This is a genomic window from Chryseobacterium sp. ZHDP1, from assembly GCF_018603435.1.
GTDB classification, from domain to species: Bacteria; Bacteroidota; Bacteroidia; order Flavobacteriales; family Weeksellaceae; genus Chryseobacterium; species Chryseobacterium indicum.
This window is the reverse complement of record NZ_CP075682.1, coordinates 693,256-716,342: the sequence shown is the minus strand read 5'-3', so window position 1 is coordinate 716,342 and position 23,087 is coordinate 693,256. Positions and strand designations below refer to the sequence as shown.

Below are 23,087 nucleotides of genomic sequence, written 5' to 3'. Positions count from 1 at the left end.
AAAGAAATCCTTATTGATAATCTTTGATTTTCTTGCGCCTAAAGATTGAGATTAATAAGAAACTTGTGTCTTTGCATTTTCCAACAAGAATATTTTTATTTTAAAAAAGTTTAAACAAACATAATAAGACATAAAACTTCAATGTTAAATTGGGGCTTTTTTATTGGAGATTTCTTTAATAGTCTCACAAGAATAGCATTTAAAATAAGAATAATTTGAAAGATTCGGAGTAGTTTTTTTATGACAATCCGACGATTAATACTATTTCTCAAATTATTAAACCTGATCTCAGTTCAGATTCACGAATTTTAAATAAATTTACAAAAACTAATATTCAAAAAAATGTCTGGACAATAATTTCAGACAAACCGGAATTTTATGAAAGAATTTACTATTGTTCGCGGATTATTTGATACACGGAAAAGATCATTAATCATTGACGACAATTTTATAAAATTTGAAAATAAAGATCAAAAGAATGATCTTTTTACCATCATCAAAAAGGAGGATATTGCCGGAATTCGTTACGGTATTCATTTCATCGACGGATATAAATTTACTATCGGAAGAGAATATCAGATTTTTATCCGAAATAAATCAGACAAAGAACTCAAAATATTTTTCAAACTTTTTTACAGAAGAAAATTAGACGAAAAACATCAGTTGTATTGTGATATTGTTGATGAATTGTGGGAAAAATTCATTAATGAAATTGTACATAATTATCTTTCAAAATATAGGAATAACGAGAAAATCAATATTTCAGGAATAGAAATTGATGAAGACAGAATCAGATTCAATAAGAAAGAAATATTGTTTGAAGATCTGGAATTGAAACAATATCGCCATCATTTTATGATTTTCTCAAAAGAAGATAATTATAACAACAAAATGTTGTACTACTTAAAAGATAAAGATGCAGTAATTCTGTTTAGTGTATTAAAAACTATAATTAAAGATGAACAACTTAGAACAAAAGAAATTTCCGATAGGAAAGTATCAGGAGCCTGAAAATATTTGTGATGTTACACTTGATGAATATATTAAAGTAATTAAAGACTTTCCCGGAAGGCTGAAAAACCTGATCGAAAACTTTAACGACGAACAGTTAGATACCCCATACAGAGAAGGCGGATGGACAGTGAGGCAGGTTGTGAATCATCTGGCAGACAGCCATATCAATAGTTTTATGCGTCTGAAACTGGCTCTTACCGAAGATAATCCTACGATAAGACCTTACGACGAAGCAAAATGGGCAGAACTTCAGGACAGCCTCAATATGCCTGTAAAACCTGCCATGAGAATGCTGAAAGGAACGCACCAGAGATGGACAGCTTTACTGAAAAGTATGACCAATAAACAGTTTGAAAGAACTTTTCATCATCCGGAACACAATAAAGACTACAATTTAAGAAGCCATCTTGCGCTTTACGTATGGCATTGCAATCATCATTTTGCGCACATCGAAACTTTGAAGAAAGAAAAAGGTTGGTAAAAAAAAGTCTCCATAATCCTGAAGATTTTAATGAAATTGTACAGAGAATTTCAGGGCTAAAGCAAAATTCACCCAGAAAATGGGGGAAAATGAATGTCTGTCAGATGATGAGGCATTGCAGTTATGTCCTGTTAATTCCGCAGAGAAAATTACAGCTTACGCCAATAAACATTCTTTTCCGCTGGATAGGAATTGTTACAAAATTGGAAATGCAAATTTTTAATAACGGAATTCCCCGAAATATGCCGACTTTTCAAAAACTTATTGTTAATTTTGAATGTGATTTTAATTCAGAAAAAGTGAACCTCCTGAAAACGCTTGAAGACTACAAAGTAACTTTTAAGACAGGAAATTTGCCCCTTCAACACGTGCTTTTTGGACAAATGAAAGAAAAAGACTGGGGATTTTTAGAGTATAAACATCTGGATCATCACTTAAAACAATTTAGTACATGAGTTTTTTTGATAAAATATTTGGCGGAAAAGAAGATACACCGGAGCAGAAATCGTTCTGGAAAAAGATAGAATCTGAAGAAGATCTGGAAAAAGCCATCCAGGATTCTTTTCAGCACAGGATAGCAATATTCAAGCATTCAACAAGTTGCTTTATCAGCAAAACCGTGTTGAGAAATTTTGAGAAAGAAATAGAAAATCTGGATCAGAAAATAGATTTATATTACTTAGATTTGCTGGCTCACAGACCGGTTTCCAATAAGATTGCTGAAGATCTCGGAGTAACGCACCAAAGTCCGCAGCTTATTGTAATAGAAAACGGAAAGGCTGTAAACAACGCTTCTCACCAGAATATATCGGTAGACCAAATTGTATAATGACGAATATAAATAATTATCTAGCAAAAGTTTTGAATGTTCCTTTGGAAAAAGTGAATATGTGCAGCCTGCATTATGAGGTAAAAAAAGTGCAGAAAAACCAGTTTCTTTTACAGTACGGTGAAGTCTGCAGATATATTTATTTCGTGGAAAAAGGACTTCTGAAAATGTACTCCATCGATAAAAACGGCAAAGAACATATCATCCAGTTTGCGCCCGAAAGCTGGCTTACTTCAGACCGGAGCAGTCTTTATTTTAACGAAAAGTCCGTGTATTATATTGAAGCGGTAGAAGATTCCGAAGTACTACTGCTGCATCCGGATTTTATCAATAAACTGATCGGGGAATTTCCCGACAGTCTGGAAAAAAGCGATATACTCCTTCAGAAACACATCAAAAGTCTTCAGGACAGAATCAATTCCCTTTTGGCAGAAACTGCAGAAGAAAGATATATGAAATTCATTAAAATGTATCCGGATCTCCTGCTGAGAGTTCCACAATGGATGATTGCCTCTTATCTTGGGATTACTCCCGAAAGTTTAAGCCGTGTAAGAAAAGAACTTGCAAGGAAAAATTTCGTTCCGGACAGCAAATAATTTTTAAATGAGTCTTTTTAAACTTTTACATAACCACAAAAGATAAACTGAACTTTACGGCTGTAAATGAAAAAAGACCACAATAGCTTAATAAAAAAATGTTTTTTAATTATTAAACAGTTGATTTTCAATTTATTATATTGCTTTTATTTCGTGTGATTTTTTCTTATGACCAAGGTCATAAATACTTAACATAATATTATCCTACTTTTGAAGTATCACACCACTTAAAATATAATATTATGAAATGTATCGCATCGATTGCCCTTTTGGGCATTCTCGTATTGAGCTGTCAGAAAAAAGAAAACTCAACAACCTCTAATTCTGATTCGGGGTATGATTCGACTGTTGTAACAGATCCTTCTGTAAATACTACCACGCCGATGTCTAATGATTCTATTCCAAAGAACGACAGTACAAACACCACAACACCCCGCTCCGGAGGAACAGGATCGGACAGCACACGAACTGTAAAATAATCTCCAACAATTATAACCGAACCCGTTTTATAATTTAAAGCGGGTTTAGATTCTATACATTTAAACTATTCATAAAAAGCAATATCTGCTTAAAAGATTTAACCCATACAATATTCAACTTCTTAATTTTTAACAGATTAAGGTTCGATTTTTGTACTGATTAAATTTATATCCAATTTTATTTCTACTAGGAATGCTTCAGTATTAAGAAATATCAAAAAACAGCTAATATGGTTATTAAAGAAGAAATTTTGCATTCAGTAGGAGCGAGTATTAAAAATTACAAACCCTCGGAAAGCATATTTACAGAAGGAAGCTATCCCGGTTATTACTATCAGATCATTAAAGGAGAGGTAAAGCTTAATAACTTTAACGAAGACGGAAAGGAAAGTATACAGACTATTTTGGAAGACGGACATAGCATCGGAGAGTCTCTTTTATTTATAGATAAACCTTATCCTGTAAATGCTGTTGCCCTTACAAACTGCGAAGTTCTGAAACTTCCGAAATATATATTTTTAGATTTACTAAAATTATATCCGGAAATATCTCAGGATATAAATGTTTTTATGTCTGAAAGATTGTATTATGGCCTGATTATGTCTCAGAATTTAGCCAGTCAGAGTCCTGCCGCAAAATTGAAAACCCTCATGGATTATCTAAAAAGTTTTCAGGAAGAACAGGCTCCGTATTCCTTTATGATCCCCCTTACAAGACAGCAAATGGCTGGTCTTACGGGACTTTGCGTGGAAACAGCCATCAGAGCCATTAAGGTGATGGAGAGAGACAAACTTCTGCAAATCCGGAACAGAAAAATATTGTACTGATTATAAGACATATGGTCTTTTTTTTGCTGGAGAATTGTTAAAATTCTAAGATATGAAAACTATAAGCTGCATGAACATTGATCCGGAATTATTATATGAATTCGGAGCAGAAGATAGATTTTATAAGGCGAAAGAAATAATCTATAAAGAAGGAGATACAGCTTTGTATTACTACCAGATTATCAGCGGTAAAGTGAAGCAAAACAGCTATAATGAAGAGGGAAAAGAATTTATTCATAACATTTTAGGAGAAAAAAACAGCTTTGGAGATCCCATGCTCTTCTTAGAAAAATTTTACGCAATGAATGCCATCTGTATTACAGATACAGAAATTATCAGACTTCCGAAAAACAGTTTTTTGGAACTTCTCGAAAAAAATCCGAAAATTTCTTTAGAAATGAACCACTGTCTTTCTCAAAGACTTTATTTTAAAGCCATTATGCTTCAGAATATGTCTTCCTTAAACCCCGTAACAAGATTAAAAGGCTTACTGGATTATCTGAAAAGCTACCATGAAGGAGATTGCGAACAGTGTTTTCATGTAGACCTTACCAGACAGCAGATTGCCAATCTTACAGGCTTAAGAGTAGAAACAGTCATCAGAACCCTGAAAAAAATGGAAAAAGAAGGCAGTTTAAAAATAGAAAGCCGAAAAATTTTATATTAATCCTGCAATTGTGACCTCAGTCATAAAAATAAGGGACATTTCAGTTGTACATTTGAGTATATAATTCATATTCATTCTTTCAGTTCTCGATAAGAGAAACAGTAAAAGCATTTGCTTTTTTTTAAATCTTTTTATTACTAAAACCAAAACCATTGCTGTCTAAATACTAGTCACGGCCGGCAATACACATCACTAAATATTAACATAAAAAAAACAGTTATGAACACTAGAAATTCAGGAAACCGTAGTTCAAGAGGAAATTCAGACTCATCAAGCAATCTTGAGGAAATCTACCAGTTAGGATACGATCACGGGTATAACGATGCCCAAAATGATGAAGATTATGATGATGACTTCTCAGAGTATGAAGATTACTTTGATGATGAAGACGATGATTATGAAAACAGCTACGACGACTATGATGATGAAGATTACGACGACGATGACTATGATGATGAAGATTACGACGACGATGAAGACGATAACGACAACAGAGGTCGTGGAAGAGGACGAAGCGGAAACGGAAATCAGCAGAGAGACAGCCAGGGAAGATTTACTTCAGGAAGCGGAAGAGGAGGTTCGCGCAGCGGATCGGGAAGATCTTCAGGTTCAAATTCCGGCAGATCAGGATCAGGATCGGGTTCAAGATCCGGCGGAAGAGGAAGGTCGTCTTCCGGCAACTCTAACGACGATAATTATGACCACAGACACGATAATCCGGGAAGACCGAGAGGAAGCAGAAACAGTGGCGGAAGATCTGGTTCGGGTTCCGGCTCAAACTCCGGAAGATCATCGAATTCCAATTCAGGAAGCAGCAGAGGAAACTCAGGTTCAGGTTCAAGATCAGGAAACAGCAGCGGTTCAGGTCGAAGCTCCAGTTCAGGATCTGGTAACGGTACTTCAAGAAGAGGTTTCGCATCAATGAGCAAAGCCGAACGTACGAGAATCGCTCGTATGGGAGGGCAGGCTTCTCACGGAGGCGGAAGATCTTCAGGTTCCGGCAGATCGGGATTCGGAGGCAGACGTAATTCATAATTCTTTTTCAGATTACCTCTTTATTTGTGATTATGTAAAGGGGTAATCTTTTCATAAACTTAAACACCAAAAGCAAAATTATGGCAACCAAAACCACAGAAAATAAAGATAACAGCACGGTTAAAGATTCTTCGGCAACTGCAGAAACAGCAGTTTCTGCATCTAAAAAAAACATACAGGCAGATAATGCTTCCGTAAATGAAAGTGAGATGAAAAATTCTCCGCTTCATAAATTTTTTGTTTCTGCACTTAAAGACATCTATTTCGCGGAAAATGCAATTATTGATGCCTTAGACAAAATGCAGGAAGCTGCTACAACGGAAGAATTAAAGGAAGCTTTCGAAGATCATCAGCTTCAGACGAAAAAGCACGTAAGCCGACTTGAAAAAGTTTTTAAACTGATTGATGAAACTCCCGAAAAAAAAGAATGCAAGGCAATTAAAGGAATCATCGAAGAAGGAGAGGAAATTATAAAATCTACCGAAGAAGGTTCTATGACGCGTGATGCAGCACTTATTATCGCAGCCCAGAAAGTTGAACATTACGAAATCGCCACTTACGGCGGACTTGCTCAGCTTGCCATTACCATGGGACACGACAAAGCCGCAGATCTTCTGGAAAAAACGCTTCAGGAGGAAGAAGACACAGACTATGATCTTACGGAGATCGCCGAAACCTACATCAATTTCGACGCAGAGCAGGAAGAATAATATAAATAAGCCATGTAGATTTTTTCTATATGGCTTTTAACTAAGATAATTAAATAGATGAATTGCAGAAATATTGTAAAAAACTTAGAATCAGATCATTTTACAAAAATTAAAAACAGGGGAAAATGGTTTGAAGAAGGCGCTGAAATCTATGCCAAAGAAATCAGGGAAAATATTTTTCTGCTTTTTATTGTTTTAAAAGATTCTGAAAATGAAGATATAAAGGCATTGATTGCAAAATTTTACGGTGCAGATACTATAGGAATAAGAGAACCGGAACAGATTATGTTTTACCTCTCCGTTAAATGCAAAGAAGACCTTCACTATTTCGAAAAATATATAAAAAATACCGAAAGTGAACCGGCAAAACTGAAATAGAACCGCATCCGTTTTTATTTTGCCACTTACAAAAACAAACCACAAAATATAAGAATTATGAAAGACAAAAAACCGACAAACGATAAGCTGAATCAGCTTGAATCACACAAAACATCCAACGAAGAGACGAAACTTACCACTAATCAGGGTTTAAAGATTAACGACAACCAGAACTCCCTGAAAGCCGGAGAAAGAGGCGCCACTTTACTGGAAGACTTTATTCTGAGAGAAAAAATTACCCACTTTGATCACGAAAGAATTCCCGAAAGAATTGTTCATGCACGCGGATCGGGAGCGCACGGCGTTTTTACATTAAAGAAAAGCCTTAAACAATATACAAAAGCTAAATTTTTAACTGAAGTAGGAAAAGAAACTCCTGTTTTCGTTCGGTTTTCTACGGTTGCAGGAAGCAGAGGAAGTACAGATCTGGCAAGAGACGTAAGAGGTTTTGCCGTAAAATTCTACACAGAAGAAGGAAATTATGATCTTGTAGGAAACAATATGCCTGTTTTTTTTATTCAGGATGCCATTAAATTTCCGGATCTTGTACATGCCGTAAAACCGGAACCTCATAACGAAATTCCGCAGGCAGCTTCGGCGCACGATACATTCTGGGATTTTATCTCGCTGATGCCCGAAAGTATGCACATGATTATGTGGCTGATGAGTGACAGAGCCATCCCGAGAAGTTTCAGCAGAATGGAAGGGTTCGGCGTTCATACCTTCAGATTTATTAATGATGAAGGAAAAGCCCATTTTGTAAAATTTCATTTCAAGCCGAAATTGGGAGTACATTCCGTAGCATGGGACGAAGCGCAGAAAATTTCCGGAGTAGATCCGGATTTCCATAAAAGAGATCTTTGGGAATCTATTGAAAGCGGAAATTTTCCGGAATGGGATTTCGGAGTACAATTAATTCCCGAAGAAGATGAAGATAAATTCGATTTTGATCTTCTCGATCCCACCAAAATTATTCCTGAAGAAGAAGTACCGGTAGAAATTTTCGGAACATTAACTTTAAACAGAAATCCTGATAATTTCTTTGCTGAAACAGAGCAGGTGGCTTTTCATCCGGGACATCTTGTTCCCGGAATCGATTTTACCAACGATCCGCTTCTGCAAGGAAGATTATTTTCCTATACAGATACACAGCTTTCAAGACTAGGTTCGCCCAATTTTCATGAAATTCCAATCAACAGATCTGTAAATACCGTTCACAACAATCAGCGTGACGGACACATGAGACAGCAGATCGTGAAAGGAAAAGTAAGCTACGAACCCAATTCCATCGGAGGAGGATGCCCTTTTCAGGCAATGATGTCGGAAGGAGGATTTACTTCACATCAGGAAAGAGTTTCAGGAACAAAAATAAGAGCCAGAAGTGAAAGCTTTGTAGATCATTATTCTCAGGCAAAATTATTTTACAACAGCCAGACCGATCATGAGAAAACCCATCTTCAGAATGCCCTGATTTTTGAATTGTCGAAAGTCACCATTCCGGAAATCAGAGAAAGAATGGTGGGACAGCTTAATTTCATTGATAAATCCTTAGCAAAGACGGTTGCCTTAAATGTAGGCGTTGAAGTAAAAGAGCTGGAATTCCCTAATAAAAGCCTTCCGGCAGACAGCAATCCTACAGATCTGCAAAGTGAAGAAAGAGAAGCACATACGAGAGCTTCTGAAGCTTTAAGCATGGCAAATACCGTAAAAAATACCATTCAGGGAAGAAAAATTGGCTTTATTATCGCTGATGGAGCCAATTTTGGCACTATAAATGATCTAAAAAATAAACTGGAAAGTGAGAATGCAGTTGTTGAAATCATTGCACCCAGTTTAGCTCCGGTAAAGACGGACAGCGGATCTGCCTTAACGCCAAAACACTCCCTCACAAGTACAGCAAGCGTATGTTTTGATGCCCTGTTCATCGGTGCAGGAGAAGATTCCGCAAAAGAGCTTATGAAAGCGGACAACAAGCACAAAGTGTTACATTTCATTAATGAAGCGTACAAACACTGCAAAGCAATTTATTTTGATGAAGGTACAGAAGCACTTTACAAAAACAGCAATGTCGGTTTAAGAAAACATGAAGATTCTGCCATTGTAACCTGGGAAGATCCTGAGCCTGACAGTAAATTTATACAGGCAATTGCCAGCCACAGAGTCTGGGAGTTTGAAGCCGAAAGAAACACGTAATAAATTTTGATCTGAAAAGACAAAAATTAGATATACACCACAACCACATAAAATAGTAAAGATTATGGAATTTCAAAAAAACCTCTTAGATTACATCAGTCAGTCGCTGATTACCGCTGATGAAACAATTTCTGTGGTAGAAAGCGTAACCTCCGGATGTTTACAGCTTGCCTTTTCACAAATGCCCAATGCATCATTGTTTTACAAAGGCGGAATGACAGCCTATACTTTACCCGAAAAAGTGAGACTTCTGAATGTAGATCAGACAGAAGGTGAAGAATGTGACTGCGTTTCGGAAAATATCGCAGAAACTATGGCTCTTAATGTCGCAAAGTTTTTCGAATCCGACTGGTCTATTGCCACAACAGGATATTGTACGCCGATCCGTAATTCTTCGTATAAGATTTTTGCTTACTTTTCTTTTGCCTACAAAGGAGAAATTGTTCTCACTAAAAAACTGGAACTTCATCCGAAAACACAGGCTTTGAACGCTCAGTTGTATTACACCGAATTTATTTTAGGCTGTTTTAAAAGTGAGATCAATCAGCTTTTAATTTTGAAATAATGAGGAAATTGAAATTAGACGGTAAAACCGCTCTTATCACAGGAGCCGACAGTGGAATTGGAAAGGCTGTTGCGCTACTTTTTGCTGAAGAAGGAGCAGATATTGCGATTATCTATCATTCCGATGAAAAAGATGCAGAAAAAGCGAAATCAGAAATTGAAGCTGCAGGAATAAAATGTTCTGTTTACAAAGGAGATATTAATGATTATGAATTTTGTGAAGAGGTAACCTCAAAAGTTATTTCAGAATTCGGAAAGGTTGATATTCTTGTTAATAATGCCGGAACACAGTTTCCTTCAAAAAGTATCGAAGAACTCGAAGAAGAAAATATCCGGACAACATTCAATTCAAATATAATCGGTATGATTTTATTAACGAAGGTTGTTTTTCCGTATCTGAAAGAGGGAAGTTCTATCATCAATACCACTTCCGCAGTGGCTTATCAGGGACATCCTGAACTCCTCGATTATTCAGCAACAAAAGGTGCCATTGTTTCTTTTACAAGATCTCTGGCATTGCAGGCAAGACCTAAAGGAATCCGTGTAAATGCCGTTGCTCCGGGACCTGTAGCAACTCCATTAACCAAAGAAACTTTTGATGAAGAGGAAGAAGATCCGGACAAACCTCCTTTTGAAAGAAATGCTACACCAGAAGAAATTGCCTCCAGTTTCCTTTTTTTGGCAGGCGAAGACGCTGCACAGTTTACCGGACAGGTTCTGCATCCGAACGGAGGAATCGTTGTTAACGGATAAAACTCAGCCTTATTTTATAAATTAGCTTTAGCCCACACATTTTTGTGTGGGTTATTTTATGCAATTCCCGATAAGCATGAAAATTATGTAAAACTGTATTTTAAGATTTCGCTTATATTTGAAAAATAATATTATGTATATTCATACTCTGATCTTTTCATCATTAAATTTTATTATATGAAAAAATTCTTTGCAGGACTATTTTTGATTGTCGGAAGTGTTCAACTGATTTCCGCTCAGGAAGCGGACAGCCTGCAGTTTCAGGATAATGCAGATTCTGCAATGGTTCTTAAAAGTCTTCCTGAAGATAAGACGCATCAGTTCAGCTATAAAAAGCTTATCGTTCCTACCGTACTGATTTCTTACGGAATTGCCAGTCTGAGCATTGATGAACTAAAAAACCTGAATTCTTCTACGCAATACGAAATAAGCGAACATAAACCGGATCATATTAAACTGGATAATTATACACAATTTGCTCCCGCAGTTTTAGTCTATGGTCTGAATGCGCTCGGAGTAAAAGGAAAACATAATTTCCGTGACAGAAGCATTATCTACGGAACTTCCATGATGATAACTTCCGCCATTACTATTCCGCTGAAACACGCTGTAAAAGAAGAAAGACCGGATCATTCCAACAGGCTGTCTTTTCCTTCGGGGCATACGGCAATTGCATTTGCATCGGCGCAGTTTATGTTCAGGGAATATAAAGACCATAATCTTTTGCTGGGAATTTCGGGGTATTCTTTAGCCGTTTTTACAGGAGTATATCGAATGCTGAATGACAAACACTGGTTCGGAGATGTTATTGGCGGAGCAGGATTCGGGATTTTATCCACAGAACTTGCGTACTGGCTTTATCCGAAAATCAATAAACTCTTAGGCGGAAAGCCGGAAAAATCTCAGGCAATGATGATGCCTTACTATCAGAAAGGAAATGTAGGAATCGGGTTTGTGAAAAATTTTTAACCATCAGACAAAACAAAAGCAGTGAATTTCTCCACTGCTTTTTATTTGTCCGAAAAACGAACTGTGTTGATACACAAACCATTTTTCAAATTATTTTAAACAAATCTTAAACCGTTGCTTTTCCTTCCACGCCGTCGGAATTATCTGTTGTATTTCCTGTAATGGCCGAAGTTACAAAATTGAAAAGACTTACCAGTTTTCCGGCTTTTGTATTCCAGTAATAGGTTTCTTTCGGTTCTACACGGATAATTGATACATTCGGATCATCTTTTCCTTCCTCAAACCATGCTTTTGCCATTGGCGACCATTTATCTTCAATGGTTGATCGGTCTTTATAGATGGCAGCTTCTCCATACACTGAAAGATATTCATAATCAGAATTGTTCATGAAAAATAACTGTACTCTTTTATCATCCCTTATCTCAAAGTTTTTGTTGCTTGTATCGCTACTAATGAACCAGAGATTTCCTTCGTCATCGGTTTCCTGAAGCGACATCGGGCGAGAATTGATCGGAAGTTTCTCCAGTTCTGTACAAAACATACAGATTTTTGCATTTTCAGATAATTCCTTAATTTTTTTAATCGCTTCCGTGTGGGTAAGATTTTCTGTAGACATAATATTATATTTTTGTGATTGGTTTTCTTTTAAAACTGAATTTTAATTACGGTTGTTTATTCAAAAACCCGACCACAATTAAAAAAATCCACAGAAAAATCGGAGAAAACGATATATTTTAAGAAGATTTTTGGAGCGCTATTTTTTCAGATAATTAATGATCCCGATCACATCCTCTTTTCCAAAACCTTCATCATGAGCAGATTGATACGTTCTGATTAACGTTTCAGACAATGGAAAATCTGCCCCTGCATTCTTTGCCAGTACAATATCTTTCAGCATCAAATCCAAAGCAAAAGCGGGATCATAATTTTCTTCCGTTAAAAGTGGTGTCTTTACTTTGGTAGCGCCGCTTCCGCTAGCACTTTCATTAATGATTTCCAGCATATCTTTACGGTCGATTCCCAGTTTATCCGAAAACAGAACTGTTTCCGCAAGTCCCTGATAAATCGCTGAAAGAAAATAGTTCACCGAAAGCTTCGCTGCAATTCCTTTTCCGTTTTCTCCCAAATGTTTAATGGTTTTTCCCAGTTTCTGTAAATAAGGTTCCGCTCTTTTGAGATCTTTTTCTTCTCCACCCGCCATAATCAGCAGTGTGCCTTCTGCGGCAGGCTTTGTACTTCCGGCAACCGGAGCATCAATGAAACCCGCTTCTTTTATTTTTACCGCACTCGAAATTTCTCCAGTCATTTCCGGCGAAATCGTACTCATATCAATAAAAAGCTTTTCTGAGATATCCAGTGAAAGTATTTTCTGATAAACGTCTTTTACTGCTTCGTCATTGGTAAGCATCGTAAAAATGATATCGCTGTTTTTTACGACATCTTCCACCGTATCATAAACAACAGAATTTTCTTTAAAATCTTCCGCCTTTGCCGGAGTTCTGTTGTAAACGGATAACGGAACTCCCGCTTTTTCTAAATTTTTCGCCATAGGATATCCCATATTTCCCAATCCGATAAATCCTGCTTTTTCTTTCATTTCCAATAGTTTTGTTGAAAAATTTGTTTAAACTTTTTTACCGCAAAAGATGCAAAAGATTGTAACACTTTAGTTGTTTAAGTTTAATACCTAAATGAAAAAAGAACACATAAGTTAAAAAAAAATCAAAGATTTTTTTCTCTTTGCAGACTTTTGAAACACTTAAAATAAATCCAATAAAGTCTTTTGTACCTTTTGCGGTTAAATTTAAAATTAGTTTACACAAACTTTAAATAATAATCTGGAGATTTTACTGCAAATCCTGTACAAAAATACGTTGCCGGATGCATTTATTTCCTGATAATTTTTATAATTGATAAATCTTGCAGACATTTGCAAAAAATAGAGCAGTGAAGATTATAGATATTGAGAGCTGGAACAGGAAAGAGCATTTCGAATTTTTTTCTAAAATGAAAAGCCCTTATTTCGGATTTACTTCGGAAGTGGACTGTACCAAAGCTTATGATGAGGCGAAAAAAAATAAACAGTCGTTTTTTGCGGCATATCTTTACAAATCCATGATAGCTGTAAACTCTGTAGATGCCCTGAAACTGAGAATTGTAAATGATGAGGTAATTTTATATGATGAGGTTCATGTGGGAAGTACAATTGGCAGGGAAGACGGAACTTTCGGGTTTTCATTTTTTCATTATTCTGAAGATTTTGAAGTTTTTAATGAAAGACTTCAGGAACAGGTAAAAACCGTACAAAATTCTAAAGGACTGGGAATCAGTAATGATGGTTTACCGATCAATCATATCAGGCATACTTCTATTCCTTGGACTTCTTTCAGCGCGCTGCTGCATCCTACGAATTTTGATCCTAAAGAATGCATTCCTAAAATCGCCTTCGGAAAATTCAGTATCAGAGAAGGAAAGAAGTTTCTTCCGGTTTCTATAGAAGCGCATCACGGTTTGGCAGACGGTCTCCATCTCGCGCAATATTTTGAAGAATTTCAGAAACAACTGAATCTTTAATTTTTTCCAGTCATTTATCCTATATTTCGTTATTAGATTTTAAACAGTCCGGACTAATTTATTTTTCCTGATCACTTTTATGTATCAAAGTGGGTAATTTTTTGATTTTCAAAATACTACAAAGGAAAAAAGTTTTTCAGTTCCGGCTTTAGACTATATTTTCATGTGCAATTGATTGTAATCATAAAAAAAGATGACAAAAACTTCTAGTTTTGTTCACAGTTAATTGAAAATGTCAAAAAAAATATCCCGAAAAATAAGGCTGCCCGAAGAATAACGTGGTATGTATGTGGTATTTTAATTATATAAAATTTTAATCATTTTTTCTTTCTTTGTCTTTGGCTAAAATCTTAATCGTTGTTTTCACGATATTATTTTAATCATAAATTCAAAAACAAAGAAAAAATAAGCAAATAAATGGTATTGAAATAGTAAAATATTCAAAACTGAAAAATTACTTCAACCGATAAAAAATAAACTGCGGAACCGAAGTAAAAGAGCGTAGAAATTTATGCTGAAGCTTTTTTGGAAAGCGTCAGAAATTAGTAGAGATGAGAAATTATGAAAAACGAAAAGACTGAATTCAATTTAGAAGATTTAAACCAAAAGATTTTTGTACAGGACGAGATTTTAGCATTAGCGAAAGAAAATTCGCCCCGTCTGCTGAATAAATTCAGATTGGTTGAGCCGGATTTCTTCAGTAAATTATCTGCAATCCAGCCCAATCTTAAAAACTCAGAACTTATTTTTTGTATTTATTTAAAACTGAATTTAACGACTAAAGAGATTGCAACGTACACGTTTGTAACTCCCAAAGCAATACAAAACCGTAAGAACAGGCTTCGTAAAAAGCTTAATATTGCTTCTGAGATGGATATTTATAAATGGTTTAATGATCTTTAAACCATTTTTTTGTTTAGAATTCCAGAACTGCAGTATCCAGATCGTGGTACAATAAAACTTTCCAATGGTTTTCGATAGCTTCTTTTTCCCATTTCATCCTTAAATTCATCGCTTTTTTTCCGTCAGAATCACTTTTGTAAGCCAGATGATATTTTAAATAAGATTGCTGAGGAAGATTATCCGCTCCGTAAAAAACAGTTTCATTTTCTTCTTTCACCCAAAACACCTGCATAAAAGGAGTATGACCACCCACAACTTCAAAGGAAATTTCGTCCGTAATATTTCCCTTGTCTTCATCCATCCAGACAATATTTTCAAGCTCGATCAGCTTTTCAAGCGTATCAAAATCAAAAGAATAATTTCCTTTATTTTCCATAGCAAATTCCAGTTCGCGTTTTTGGATGTAGATTTCCGCATTCGGAAAAGTAGGTTGAAATCCGTTTTCGGTTCTGGTAATTGTGGTTTCAATATGGTCTTTATGAAGATGAGAAAGTAAAACTTTGGTAATCTGATCAGGATGAACATTTTCCCTTTCCAGAATTTCTGAAATCACCGTTTTTCCCTCTTCGTTTTTCCATCCGATTCCCGCGTCCAGAAGAATAGTATCTTTTTCTGTAATGATTAAAAAAGGAGTAACAGACATTCTGATTCCTTTAACCGTATCTTTATTTTCTTCAGTTAAAAGCGTAAAATCTTTGGTTTTATTGGTAGAAAAATTTCCTTCTTTCAGTGGTATGATTTTCATGGAGCAAATTTCCTGATTATTTATAAAACAATGAAATATTTCCGTCAATACCTTTCATCAGCAAAACCAATAAATGCAGTAAATTTTTTAGCAGTAAATTGAGTATTTTTGTACTGCTGTTTTTAATTAAAAAAAACCGAAAAAAAAGAATTTAAAAATAAAAAAACGCTCTGTGTGCTTATTTAAGTGAAATCTAAGATTCGACGTAGTCAAACGACTCTGTGAACTTAAGAACGAATAGCTGTTAAAAAAAATCTCAGCGATCCTTTGCGTTAAAAACAGTATGATTAATAACGGATAATCAATAAAAAGAATATAATTTTTTAATTTAATAAAAATGAAAGTAGAAATCTGGTCGGATGTGATGTGTCCGTTCTGTTATATAGGAAAAAACAATTTTGAAAAAGCACTGGAAAATCTGCCTTTTAAAGATCAGGTAGAAGTAGAGTGGAAAAGTTTTCAGTTAGATCCTACTTTAGACCCGAAAGAAACAAAGACAACTTCCGAATATTTTAAAGAAAAGAAAGGTTTCCCTGAAGCTCAGGCGCAGCAGATGATCGCGCAGGTAAAACAGATGGGAAGCGGAGCCGGAATTGATTTTAATTTCGAAAAAGCTTTGATTACCAATACATTTTCTGCTCATAAATTATTGCATTTAGCCAAAAAATACAATAAGGCAAACGAAATGGAAGAAGCCCTTTTCATTGCTCATTTTATAGATGGTAAAAATGTAGGAGATGTGGAAACATTGGTTGATCTTGCCGGTTCTTTGGGGATTGATCGGGAAGAAGCTCAGAAGGTTTTAGCTTCCGAAGAATATCATCAAGAAATTGGCAGAGACATTACAGAAGCGAGGAATAATGGAGTTTCCGGTGTTCCGTTTTTCGTACTGAACGGAAAATATGCCGTTTCCGGAGCACAGCCTGTAGAACTTTTTGCCAGTGCATTGCAGCAGACTTACGATGAAACGATAACTCCGTTAAAAAATCTTTCGGATAACGGAGCTTCGTGTGATACAGACGGTTGTGAAATCTAAGCTTAATTAAATGATAAAAATAAACGACGAACTTCAGTTTTCGGTTGAAGATACCCTTTTTGTTTTTGCTTTGGATTCTGAAGCAGGAAAAGTATTTAATGATAAAAATAAACTGATTACAGGCATCGGAAAAGTAAATGCAGCAATGGAATTAACGAAAGAAATCTATCGTAAACGTCCAAAACTGATCGTTAATCTGGGTTCTGCAGGAAGTAAAAGTTTTCACAAGGGAGATGTTGTATGCTGTACAAAATTCATCCAGCGCGATATGGATGTGAGAGGACTTGGTTTCAGCCTGTACGAAACGCCGCTTTCAGGAATTCCGCCCGTTTTGGAATATGGTTTGAAAAGACACGATCTTCCGGAAGGAATCTGTGGAAGCGGCGACAGTTTCGAGATGAATCATTCGGAAACAGTTTATAATATTGTGGATATGGAAGCTTATCCTTTGGCTTTGATCGCGATGAAGGAAGAAATCCCTTTCCTGTGCCTGAAATATATTTCCGATGATGCAGGAAGCGATGCCGCAGACGATTGGGCGGTTCAGGTTCATCTGGCTTCGGAAGCGTTTAATAAAATTTTATTTTCGTAAAAAATGGAAGCAATTATCATTAAAAAAGCTTCTTTAAGTGATCTTGAAATCATTCAGAAAATAGGAAAAGAGACCTTTTATGAAACTTTTGCACCTCATAACTCAGAAGAGCAGATTCAGAAGTATCTTACCGAAAGTTTTGCGGAAGAAAAACTGACAAAAGAATTAAATAACTCTCATTCTGAGTTTTATATTGCTTATGATGAAGAAAATGCAGTAGGTTATCTGAAAATTAATTTTGGAAATGCACAAACCGAACTTCAGGACGAATCGTCTGTGGAAATTGAAAGAATTTATGTAAAAAGTTCACATCACGGTAAAAAAGTAGGGCAGCTTTTGTACAGCAAAGCTCTGGATATTGCCGTTTCACACCACAAAAAATACATTTGGCTGGGAGTTTGGGAAGAGAATAAACGAGCCGTCAATTTTTACAAAAAGAACGGTTTTGAAGAATTTGACAAGCATATTTTCCGTTTGGGAAATGATGAACAGACTGATCTGATGATGAAGAAAATTTTAGAATGATTTTATTTAAATTTTCTCTTAAATCTCATAAATTTCAGCATCCGTAAATACATAGAATCTTCCTTTTTTAGGGAGATTTTTTGTGTCTAAACCTGTAAACTCACTGAAAGCGGGAAGCAATAATTGATTTTCTGTCACCACAAAACAAGGCAGTTTGATTTTTTTTACCACAGAATTAATGACAAATCCGGGATGAATGTGTCCCGTAATCTGAAATTTTTCATTCTTTTTCTGAAAATCGTGGACGAATAAAAAATCATCAATATTTAGGGTTTCGTCCCTGAAATTAAGACAGAGTTTAGCTTCGAGTTTCTTTGAAATTCTGTCGTGATTGCCTTCTATGAGATGAAATTCAAGATTTGGAAATTCATTTTTCCATTCGCAGAATTTATCTACTCCGGAATTGTCTCCTGCGTGAAGCAGATCGCCGACAACGATAAATTTTTCCGGCTGAAAATATTCAATTAAAACAGATAAACGTTGCAGATCATTTTCAAAAATATGATCGGAAAGCGCAATTCCGTTTTTGCGGAAATGGGCGGTTTTTCCAATGTGAAGATCCGACAGGATCAAGGCTTTTTCTTTTTTCCAGAATAATGCTCTCTGATTGGTTAACGTAAAGACTTCGTCCTGAATATGGATATTTTTTGTTACTATTTTCATAATTGTTTTCTGATTTCCGCTAACTTTTGTTCTGATGACTAAATTCGCAGCCCGAAGTGCCTCTCTAATTTACATTTTTATTAATGAATCGGCGAATCTCGTTCCTCGATTTGAGTGGAGCTCTTTTTGTGAAGCATCGCGGAACAAAAAAGCGGGAACGGAGGGCGGATTAAGCTGCCCAGATAAAAATTATTTCCCTTTTTTCGCCTGCTGAATCAGTTTCTGAATTCTCGCATCCAGTCCTTCGCTGGAAAGCGTCTGTCGCAGACTGTCCACTTTTATCGGGAAACTCAGCGGGGTAAAAGTATTGGCAAATTTCAGAATTATTTTTGATTTTTCAATGCGTTTAAAGGCTTCCACCAGTCGCTGTTCCTGCAATTGTGCATTAAAAACTTCTGTATAAGCCTGTCTTACAAGGAAATGATTCGGATCGTAATCTTCAAGAACTTTGAAAATTAATCCTGCCGAACTTTGCAGAGATTTGTTGGAACGCTGTTTTCCTGCATAATTCTGGATCACCATTCCGGAAATAACCGCAATGTCACGGAATTTTCTTCTTGCCATTTCTGCTGAATTGATGCTGTAAATTACATCGGTCATCAGATTTTCCCTGCTCAGAATTTTATGGAGATTTTCATCATTCAGCGGAATTTCTTTATCGCTGAACAGTTCAAAACCATAATCATTCATCGCCATTGAAAAGGAAATCGGAGCCAGTTTGGAGATTCTGTAAGCGATTAAAGCCGACATCACTTCGTGAACAAGCCGACCTTCAAACGGATACATGAACAGATGGAATCCTTCGCGGTTTTTAATGAGTTCCACCAAAAATTCGTCCTCTTTCGGGATGTGAGAACGTTCTTCCTGATTCATCAGCAAAGGATGCAGAAATTTCAGTTCTTTTTCTGAAGCTTTCGGATTAAGCGCTCCTGATAATTTTTCTCTTAAAAACTGACCTAAATTTGAACTTAAAGGCAGTCTTCCTCCCAGATAACTCGGCGCAAAAGCTTTTCCTTTGGCAGCGCGGACAAAAACCGTCATATCTTTTATCATCGCGACTTCCAGAACTCTTCCTGCCAAAATAAATTTTTCGTCTTTTTTGAGTTTTGAAATAAAATATTCTTCTACCATTCCAATATATCCACCGGAAATAAATTTCACTTTCAGCATCGCATCGCTTACGATAACGCCCATATTCATCCGGTGAAGCATGGCAATTTTTCGGGATGTCACTTTATACAAACCGTCTTCCTGAATGACGATTTTATGGAATTCTTCATAGCTTTTTAGGACACTTCCGCCGATGGTAAGAAAATTGAGAATGCTTTTCCATTCTTCATCCGTCATTTCCTGAAAAGCATATACTTTTTTAATTCTTTCGTACAATTCCTGCGGATAAAATCCATCACCGACCGCCAAAGTCATTAAAAACTGAACCAAAACATCAAAACACAAAACCTGCGGATCTCTCGGCTCAATCACTTTCTGCTTTACGGCTTCCTTTAAAGCGGCAACTTCAATCAATTCAAGTGAATGCGTCGGAACACAGTAAATTTTTGAAGTTTCAAAAGGGGAGTGACCACTTCGTCCTGCACGCTGCAGAAATCTCGCAACGCCTTTTGCAGAACCAATCTGAATAACAGTATCAACCGGCTTAAAATCAATTCCCAAATCCAGAGAAGAGGTCGAAACGACAGCTTTTAATTTTCCGGAACTTAGATTTTCTTCAATCCAGATTCTCAGATGAGCATCAATTGAACTGTGATGAATGGCGATCTGTCCTGCAAAATCGGGATAGGCTTCAAGCAACAGCTGATACCACATTTCGCTCTGGCTTCGGGTATTTGTAAAAACAATGGTAGATTTCGATTCTAAAATGATGGGAACGATTTTATCAGCTAATTTTGCTCCTAAATGTCCCGCCCACGGAAGAATTTCCACTTCATCCGGAAAAACGGGGAGAATATCAATTTTCTTCTGTTCTTTAGCGGTAATTTTTGTTTTTTTAATGTCATATGGAATTAAAACATCTATCGCTTCATCAAGATTTCCGATGGTTGCCGTAATTCCCCAGATTTTCATTTTGGGAGCATATTTTGTGAGTTGAGAAATGCCCAATTCCACCATTACACCGCGTTTTGAACCGAGCAATTCGTGCCATTCGTCCACAACGATGGTTTTCAGTTCCTTAAAAAAGCGTTCGTGATTTTTCTGCCCGAGAAGAAGATGTAAGCTTTCCGGTGTTACCACAAGAATTTCAGGCATATTTTTCACCTGCTGCTGCCGTACTTTCGGATCTGTGTCGCCATTTCTTACGCCAACAGACCAATCCAATCCGATTTCGTCAATGGCTTCCTGCATTGCTTTGGCAATGTCTTTGGACAGAGATCGGAGCGGTGTGATCCAGATCATTTTTAAACCTTTTCCATATTGTTCAGGATGGTTTAAAAAATGGGTTAACAATGCTAAGAAAACAGAAAATGTTTTCCCGAAACCGGTCGGAGCAATCACCATTCCGCTGTAGCCGTTCTCGAATTTCTGCCACGTATCGACCTGAAATTTGAAAGGGGAATTGCCTTTATCCGTCATCCACTGCTGAATGACTTTGAAGCCGTTGGTATTTTCGAAGTTGCTCAAATTATTTCTTTTTATTTATCGCAAAGTCAACAAGGGATTATAAAATCATCTTTTTAAAGATATACAATGGGGTTTCATTTATCAAGGAAATACAAATTGTGTTTCCTTGATAAGCGAAGCGGCTTAGTTTAACATTTAGTAAGCAAAGTATAAAAAAATTTGTTTCTCCTTGCGATTAATTTATTACTGTATTAATTTTTTTATTTCTTCCAAATCATCAATTTCATCTACTGTTTTATCTTTTCTCCATCTTAAAATTCTCGGAAATCTTAGCGCAACACCGCTTTTATGACGGTTGCTGAAACCAATTCCTTCAAAAGCAATTTCAAAAACCAATTCAGCTTTCACCGTTCGAACCGGGCCGAATTTTTCAATGGCATTTTTATTCACAAATTTACTGACTTCCATAATTTCTTTATCCGTTAATCCGGAATATGCTTTGGCGATGGTGACCAGTTTATCTTCATTTTTCACGGCGAAGGTGTAATCGGTGTAATATGCGCTTCGTCTTCCGCTTCCTTTTTGGGCGTAAATCAGAACTGCATCAATGGTTAAAGGACTGATTTTCCATTTCCACCAATCGCCTTTTTTTCGTCCGGAATGATAAGGTGAATTTTTCTGTTTCAGCATCAAACCTTCGCTGTTGATGTCCCTGGAATTTTCTCTGATCTGGTTTAATTCTTCCCAGTTTTCAAACTCTATTGATTCGGAAATTTTAATGTTTTCAGGATTTTCATTTAATAATAATTCTTCCAGCATGGCACGTCTTGCGGAAATGGGCTTTTCACGCAAATCGTTTCCTTCCAGTTCTAAAAGATCATAGGCAAAGACTTCGATCGGAATTTCGGAAAGCATTTTCTTTGTTAATGTCTTTCGATTGAGACGTTTTTGTAATTCGTTAAAATTTAAAACTTTATCGTCTTTTACCGCGAGAATTTCGCCGTCAATTACGAAATTTCCGTTCATTTGCTGAACGGTTTCTGCGATTTCGGGAAACTGTTCCGTTACCAGTTCTTCTCCTCTCGACCAAATGAAAACTTCATCATTACGCTTGATAATCTGTCCGCGGATTCCGTCCCATTTGTATTCAATCAGCCATTCATCGGGTTTTCCGAGTTCTTCCAAATCTTTTTCCAATGGATAAGCCAGACAAAAAGGATAGGGTTTTGAATTATCAGGATTTACATTTTCAGCCGAAATTAATTCCTGAAATGAAGCTTCTGTCGGCTGCCATTTTCCCATCAAACTGTGCATCAATGCGCTGGATTCTTGTCCGGAAAATTTCGTAAGAGCATTAATCAAAGTTTTATCTGAAACCCCGATTCTGAAACTTCCGCCCAGTAATTTATTGAAAATCAGTCGTTCCATATAATCCAAGCCATTCCACGAATTCAGGACAAATTCTTTTTTCTCAGCATCGTTTTTTGTTTTTAAATTAATGATGTCATTCATCCAATCTGATAAAGAACGTTCAATTTTTTCCGTGGGTGGTGGAAGAATCAGGGAAATAGTTTCGCCTAAATCTCCGACTGAAGAGTAGCTTTCCTGAAACAGCCAGAACGGTAATTCTGTGATTTCCAAAGCCCATTCTTTCATATAGTTGGTGTTCACATTCCGCTTGGGTCTTTTGCCTGTAAACAAAGCGATGAACCAGACTTTATCTTCATCAGGCGCACGTTCCAGATAATCAATGATGGCATCGATTTTTGCATTGGTCTTATTGGTGCTTTCGAGAGCGTTGATCAGTTCTGCGAAATGTTTCATAAATTTTGATTGGCGTTTTTTAGACGTATGTTAACAATTTTTTTGGGCAGCTTAATCCGTCTTCCACTCCCGCTTTTTTGTTCCGTTTTGCTCCACAAAAAGAGCTCCGTTCAAGCCGGGCTGCGTGCAATTCAGCGTTAATTATGATGGGCT

26 protein-coding genes are annotated in these 23,087 nt (G+C 36.5%); 20 read left to right on the top strand and 6 right to left on the bottom strand.

The window, feature by feature from the left end; all coding sequences use genetic code 11:
* Positions 1 to 378: 378 nt before the first annotated feature.
* The 15 genes from KKI44_RS03245 to KKI44_RS03175 all read left to right on the top strand — a co-directional run bounded on the left by KKI44_RS03245 (position 379) and on the right by KKI44_RS03175 (position 11,495).
* Complete coding sequence (locus tag KKI44_RS03245) at positions 379 to 1,011, top strand: hypothetical protein (protein ID WP_214589818.1); 633 nt, start codon at positions 379 to 381, stop codon at positions 1,009 to 1,011.
* The gene (locus tag KKI44_RS03240; protein WP_214589817.1) at positions 959 to 1,495 is read left to right on the top strand and encodes a YfiT family bacillithiol transferase; all 537 of its coding nucleotides are present in this window, start codon (positions 959 to 961) and stop codon (positions 1,493 to 1,495) included. The genes KKI44_RS03245 and KKI44_RS03240 overlap by 53 nt, the downstream gene beginning before the upstream one ends.
* Positions 1,489 to 1,950 (top strand): DUF1569 domain-containing protein, encoded by a 462-nt coding sequence (locus KKI44_RS03235; RefSeq protein ID WP_250902152.1) that lies wholly within the window; start codon positions 1,489 to 1,491, stop codon positions 1,948 to 1,950. The genes KKI44_RS03240 and KKI44_RS03235 overlap by 7 nt, the downstream gene beginning before the upstream one ends.
* The gene (ytxJ, locus tag KKI44_RS03230; protein WP_214589815.1) at positions 1,947 to 2,324 is read left to right on the top strand and encodes a bacillithiol system redox-active protein YtxJ; all 378 of its coding nucleotides are present in this window, start codon (positions 1,947 to 1,949) and stop codon (positions 2,322 to 2,324) included. Before KKI44_RS03235 ends, ytxJ begins: the two co-directional genes overlap by 4 nt.
* Positions 2,324 to 2,920 carry a Crp/Fnr family transcriptional regulator gene (locus tag KKI44_RS03225; protein WP_214589814.1) on the top strand — a complete coding sequence of 199 codons (597 nt, stop codon included), beginning with the start codon at positions 2,324 to 2,326 and terminating at the stop codon, positions 2,918 to 2,920. Before ytxJ ends, KKI44_RS03225 begins: the two co-directional genes overlap by 1 nt.
* 242 nt (positions 2,921 to 3,162) lie before the next feature.
* Complete coding sequence (locus KKI44_RS03220) at positions 3,163 to 3,399, top strand: hypothetical protein (RefSeq protein WP_214589813.1); 237 nt, start codon at positions 3,163 to 3,165, stop codon at positions 3,397 to 3,399.
* 230 nt (positions 3,400 to 3,629) lie between these two features.
* Complete coding sequence (locus KKI44_RS03215; RefSeq protein ID WP_214589812.1) at positions 3,630 to 4,226, top strand: Crp/Fnr family transcriptional regulator; 597 nt, start codon at positions 3,630 to 3,632, stop codon at positions 4,224 to 4,226.
* A 52-nt stretch (positions 4,227 to 4,278) separates the two neighbouring features.
* Entirely contained in the window at positions 4,279 to 4,893 is a 615-nt protein-coding gene (locus KKI44_RS03210) for a Crp/Fnr family transcriptional regulator (RefSeq protein WP_235130737.1), read from the top strand.
* Positions 4,894 to 5,112: 219 nt separating this feature from the next.
* Complete coding sequence (locus KKI44_RS03205; protein ID WP_214589811.1) at positions 5,113 to 5,928, top strand: KGG domain-containing protein; 816 nt, start codon at positions 5,113 to 5,115, stop codon at positions 5,926 to 5,928.
* Between the two features lie 80 nt (positions 5,929 to 6,008).
* Positions 6,009 to 6,638 carry a ferritin-like domain-containing protein gene (locus tag KKI44_RS03200; protein WP_214589810.1) on the top strand — a complete coding sequence of 210 codons (630 nt, stop codon included), beginning with the start codon at positions 6,009 to 6,011 and terminating at the stop codon, positions 6,636 to 6,638.
* A gap of 57 nt (positions 6,639 to 6,695) precedes the next feature.
* Positions 6,696 to 7,016, top strand: coding sequence for a hypothetical protein (locus tag KKI44_RS03195; protein ID WP_214589809.1), 321 nt, complete (start codon positions 6,696 to 6,698; stop codon positions 7,014 to 7,016).
* 57 nt (positions 7,017 to 7,073) lie between these two features.
* Entirely contained in the window at positions 7,074 to 9,209 is a 2,136-nt protein-coding gene (locus KKI44_RS03190; protein WP_214589808.1) for a catalase, read from the top strand.
* 64 nt (positions 9,210 to 9,273) lie between these two features.
* Complete coding sequence (locus KKI44_RS03185) at positions 9,274 to 9,774, top strand: CinA family protein (RefSeq protein ID WP_214589807.1); 501 nt, start codon at positions 9,274 to 9,276, stop codon at positions 9,772 to 9,774.
* Positions 9,774 to 10,526 carry an SDR family oxidoreductase gene (locus KKI44_RS03180; RefSeq protein ID WP_250902151.1) on the top strand — a complete coding sequence of 251 codons (753 nt, stop codon included), beginning with the start codon at positions 9,774 to 9,776 and terminating at the stop codon, positions 10,524 to 10,526. The genes KKI44_RS03185 and KKI44_RS03180 overlap by 1 nt, the downstream gene beginning before the upstream one ends.
* Positions 10,527 to 10,703: 177 nt before the next feature.
* Entirely contained in the window at positions 10,704 to 11,495 is a 792-nt protein-coding gene (locus tag KKI44_RS03175) for a phosphatase PAP2 family protein (RefSeq protein WP_214589806.1), read from the top strand.
* A 106-nt stretch (positions 11,496 to 11,601) separates the two neighbouring features.
* Here KKI44_RS03175 and KKI44_RS03170 read toward each other — a convergent pair whose 3' ends face one another.
* Together KKI44_RS03170 and KKI44_RS03165 are read right to left on the bottom strand one after the other, a co-directional pair.
* On the bottom strand, positions 11,602 to 12,111 hold the full coding sequence (locus KKI44_RS03170) for a pyridoxamine 5'-phosphate oxidase family protein (RefSeq protein ID WP_214589805.1): 510 nt from the start codon (positions 12,109 to 12,111) through the stop codon (positions 11,602 to 11,604).
* A gap of 138 nt (positions 12,112 to 12,249) precedes the next feature.
* Complete coding sequence (locus tag KKI44_RS03165) at positions 12,250 to 13,092, bottom strand: NAD(P)-dependent oxidoreductase (protein WP_214589804.1); 843 nt, start codon at positions 13,090 to 13,092, stop codon at positions 12,250 to 12,252.
* 350 nt (positions 13,093 to 13,442) lie between these two features.
* On the opposite strand from KKI44_RS03165, the gene KKI44_RS03160 reads away from it, so the two are divergent.
* Positions 13,443 to 14,069 carry a chloramphenicol acetyltransferase gene (locus tag KKI44_RS03160; RefSeq protein ID WP_214589803.1) on the top strand — a complete coding sequence of 209 codons (627 nt, stop codon included), beginning with the start codon at positions 13,443 to 13,445 and terminating at the stop codon, positions 14,067 to 14,069.
* 561 nt (positions 14,070 to 14,630) lie between these two features.
* Complete coding sequence (locus KKI44_RS03155) at positions 14,631 to 14,972, top strand: helix-turn-helix transcriptional regulator (RefSeq protein WP_214589802.1); 342 nt, start codon at positions 14,631 to 14,633, stop codon at positions 14,970 to 14,972.
* A 13-nt stretch (positions 14,973 to 14,985) separates the two neighbouring features.
* Here KKI44_RS03155 and KKI44_RS03150 read toward each other — a convergent pair whose 3' ends face one another.
* Entirely contained in the window at positions 14,986 to 15,717 is a 732-nt protein-coding gene (locus KKI44_RS03150; RefSeq protein WP_214589801.1) for an MBL fold metallo-hydrolase, read from the bottom strand.
* A 337-nt stretch (positions 15,718 to 16,054) separates the two neighbouring features.
* Here KKI44_RS03150 and KKI44_RS03145 point away from each other — a divergent pair, with 337 nt between their 5' ends.
* Genes KKI44_RS03145 through KKI44_RS03135 form a run of 3 tightly spaced genes read left to right on the top strand, consistent with a single transcriptional unit; the run spans position 16,055 to position 17,870 of the window.
* The gene (locus KKI44_RS03145) at positions 16,055 to 16,753 is read left to right on the top strand and encodes a DsbA family oxidoreductase (RefSeq protein ID WP_214589800.1); all 699 of its coding nucleotides are present in this window, start codon (positions 16,055 to 16,057) and stop codon (positions 16,751 to 16,753) included.
* Between the two features lie 10 nt (positions 16,754 to 16,763).
* Entirely contained in the window at positions 16,764 to 17,345 is a 582-nt protein-coding gene (locus KKI44_RS03140; protein ID WP_116099468.1) for a nucleosidase, read from the top strand.
* A gap of 3 nt (positions 17,346 to 17,348) precedes the next feature.
* Entirely contained in the window at positions 17,349 to 17,870 is a 522-nt protein-coding gene (locus KKI44_RS03135; RefSeq protein WP_214589799.1) for a GNAT family N-acetyltransferase, read from the top strand.
* An 18-nt stretch (positions 17,871 to 17,888) separates the two neighbouring features.
* Here KKI44_RS03135 and pdeM read toward each other — a convergent pair whose 3' ends face one another.
* The 3 genes from pdeM to KKI44_RS03120 form a co-directional block, all read right to left on the bottom strand.
* The gene (pdeM, locus tag KKI44_RS03130; protein ID WP_214589798.1) at positions 17,889 to 18,533 is read right to left on the bottom strand and encodes a ligase-associated DNA damage response endonuclease PdeM; all 645 of its coding nucleotides are present in this window, start codon (positions 18,531 to 18,533) and stop codon (positions 17,889 to 17,891) included.
* 189 nt (positions 18,534 to 18,722) lie between these two features.
* Positions 18,723 to 21,122: a ligase-associated DNA damage response DEXH box helicase gene (locus tag KKI44_RS03125; RefSeq protein ID WP_214591088.1), complete on the bottom strand. Its 2,400-nt coding sequence runs from the start codon at positions 21,120 to 21,122 to the stop codon at positions 18,723 to 18,725.
* Positions 21,123 to 21,353: 231 nt separating this feature from the next.
* Positions 21,354 to 22,934, bottom strand: a complete 1,581-nt coding sequence (locus KKI44_RS03120) for an ATP-dependent DNA ligase (RefSeq protein WP_214589797.1) — start codon at positions 22,932 to 22,934, stop codon at positions 21,354 to 21,356.
* Between the last annotated feature and the right edge of the window lie 153 nt (positions 22,935 to 23,087).

Coding starts and splice junctions, on each gene's coding strand:
- KKI44_RS03125 (WP_214591088.1), bottom strand. CDS start 21,122: ATGACGGATAAAGGCAATTCCCCTTTCAAATTTCAGGTCGATACGTGG.
- KKI44_RS03190 (WP_214589808.1), top strand. CDS start 7,074: ATGAAAGACAAAAAACCGACAAACGATAAGCTGAATCAGCTTGAATCA.
- KKI44_RS03155 (WP_214589802.1), top strand. CDS start 14,631: ATGAAAAACGAAAAGACTGAATTCAATTTAGAAGATTTAAACCAAAAG.
- KKI44_RS03225 (WP_214589814.1), top strand. CDS start 2,324: ATGACGAATATAAATAATTATCTAGCAAAAGTTTTGAATGTTCCTTTG.
- KKI44_RS03140 (WP_116099468.1), top strand. CDS start 16,764: ATGATAAAAATAAACGACGAACTTCAGTTTTCGGTTGAAGATACCCTT.
- KKI44_RS03245 (WP_214589818.1), top strand. CDS start 379: ATGAAAGAATTTACTATTGTTCGCGGATTATTTGATACACGGAAAAGA.
- KKI44_RS03200 (WP_214589810.1), top strand. CDS start 6,009: ATGGCAACCAAAACCACAGAAAATAAAGATAACAGCACGGTTAAAGAT.
- KKI44_RS03145 (WP_214589800.1), top strand. CDS start 16,055: ATGAAAGTAGAAATCTGGTCGGATGTGATGTGTCCGTTCTGTTATATA.
- KKI44_RS03220 (WP_214589813.1), top strand. CDS start 3,163: ATGAAATGTATCGCATCGATTGCCCTTTTGGGCATTCTCGTATTGAGC.
- KKI44_RS03170 (WP_214589805.1), bottom strand. CDS start 12,111: ATGTCTACAGAAAATCTTACCCACACGGAAGCGATTAAAAAAATTAAG.
- KKI44_RS03215 (WP_214589812.1), top strand. CDS start 3,630: ATGGTTATTAAAGAAGAAATTTTGCATTCAGTAGGAGCGAGTATTAAA.
- KKI44_RS03205 (WP_214589811.1), top strand. CDS start 5,113: ATGAACACTAGAAATTCAGGAAACCGTAGTTCAAGAGGAAATTCAGAC.
- ytxJ (WP_214589815.1), top strand. CDS start 1,947: ATGAGTTTTTTTGATAAAATATTTGGCGGAAAAGAAGATACACCGGAG.
- KKI44_RS03150 (WP_214589801.1), bottom strand. CDS start 15,717: ATGAAAATCATACCACTGAAAGAAGGAAATTTTTCTACCAATAAAACC.
- KKI44_RS03135 (WP_214589799.1), top strand. CDS start 17,349: ATGGAAGCAATTATCATTAAAAAAGCTTCTTTAAGTGATCTTGAAATC.
- KKI44_RS03240 (WP_214589817.1), top strand. CDS start 959: ATGAACAACTTAGAACAAAAGAAATTTCCGATAGGAAAGTATCAGGAG.
- KKI44_RS03120 (WP_214589797.1), bottom strand. CDS start 22,934: ATGAAACATTTCGCAGAACTGATCAACGCTCTCGAAAGCACCAATAAG.
- KKI44_RS03165 (WP_214589804.1), bottom strand. CDS start 13,092: ATGAAAGAAAAAGCAGGATTTATCGGATTGGGAAATATGGGATATCCT.
- KKI44_RS03185 (WP_214589807.1), top strand. CDS start 9,274: ATGGAATTTCAAAAAAACCTCTTAGATTACATCAGTCAGTCGCTGATT.
- KKI44_RS03210 (WP_235130737.1), top strand. CDS start 4,279: ATGAAAACTATAAGCTGCATGAACATTGATCCGGAATTATTATATGAA.
- pdeM (WP_214589798.1), bottom strand. CDS start 18,533: ATGAAAATAGTAACAAAAAATATCCATATTCAGGACGAAGTCTTTACG.
- KKI44_RS03180 (WP_250902151.1), top strand. CDS start 9,774: ATGAGGAAATTGAAATTAGACGGTAAAACCGCTCTTATCACAGGAGCC.
- KKI44_RS03175 (WP_214589806.1), top strand. CDS start 10,704: ATGAAAAAATTCTTTGCAGGACTATTTTTGATTGTCGGAAGTGTTCAA.
- KKI44_RS03195 (WP_214589809.1), top strand. CDS start 6,696: ATGAATTGCAGAAATATTGTAAAAAACTTAGAATCAGATCATTTTACA.